Here is a 942-nt window from a genome sequence, read left to right as displayed (position 1 = left end):
AATGTCAGTTAGGCCGTTATGTGGCAACGGTTCACACAGTCTGACATGCCATACTTGATCACCGTTTCGCAGCGTTTGAGGCTCGACAACCTACAGTGACGAGCAGGGTCTGATCGAGTGTAAGATGCCGAATGTAAATCAAATAAAGGATGCTTCACGCAACCTATCCCTGTCGCCCCGGGGCTTGTACTGGCCTTTTTATTCTGATAAAGTATTGCATTATTTCTCTCGATACACGGTTGGATGCCATACTTTATCAGGAGCCCGTCATGCCGCACGACCCAAAACCAATCGAGCGACTCTCCTTTCTGTTCACCAAAGAGCCCTGCTGGAAGATCGAACCTCTGGCCGGCGAGCTGGGCTACTCGGTCCCATCCGTCCGGCGCTTTCTTGCAGAGGTTGGATATTGGAGCAGCTTCTCACACAATGGAGCCTGGTATACGCTTCGTTCCATCCCTCGCTTCGGCGAGGACGGGTTGTGGTTCCACAAAGACATCGGCTTCTCGCGTGCAGGCAGCCTCACCAAGACTCTGGTGGAGTTGGCCTCTCGCAGTTCGGCCGGCATGACGACAGAGCAGTTGGGGACAAAGCTCCGATGCCGTTGCCATTCGGTTCTCGTTCAGTTGTGCCGACAAGGCAGGCTCCAGCGCCACAAGATCGGATCTTCTCATATCTACCTTGCCATGGATCCTCACATTGCCGCCGTTCAGCGCCAGAGTGCGGAGAGCCTGTCGCAGCCTCAACTCCCGGCAGAGATTGCCGTTCTGATCCTGGTCGATTTCATTCGCAATCCCGACTCAAGCTCCGAGCAACTGGCCCAGGCCATGCACCGCAATCGAGGCATTACCCTCGATGCAGCTCAGATCGAGGCACTCTTCGATCAGTACGGTCTAAAAAAAACGACCCGAACCGGGGCGCCGGAGCCTTGAGGGCTTTGAGGGA

1 protein-coding gene is annotated in these 942 nt (G+C 55.2%); it reads left to right on the top strand.

The features are described 5' to 3' along the window. Positions 1 to 269 precede the first annotated feature (269 nt). Positions 270 to 929, top strand: a complete 660-nt coding sequence (locus MWC30_RS21640) for a hypothetical protein (RefSeq protein WP_244086277.1) — start codon at positions 270 to 272, stop codon at positions 927 to 929. Positions 930 to 942: the final 13 nt, after the last annotated feature.

Origin of the sequence: Desulforhabdus sp. TSK, from assembly GCF_022836495.1 — a bacterium.
Taxonomy (GTDB): Bacteria; Desulfobacterota; Syntrophobacteria; order Syntrophobacterales; family Syntrophobacteraceae; genus Desulforhabdus.
The sequence above is the reverse complement of the archived record's forward strand: the minus strand, read 5'-3'. Positions and strand labels throughout refer to the sequence as shown.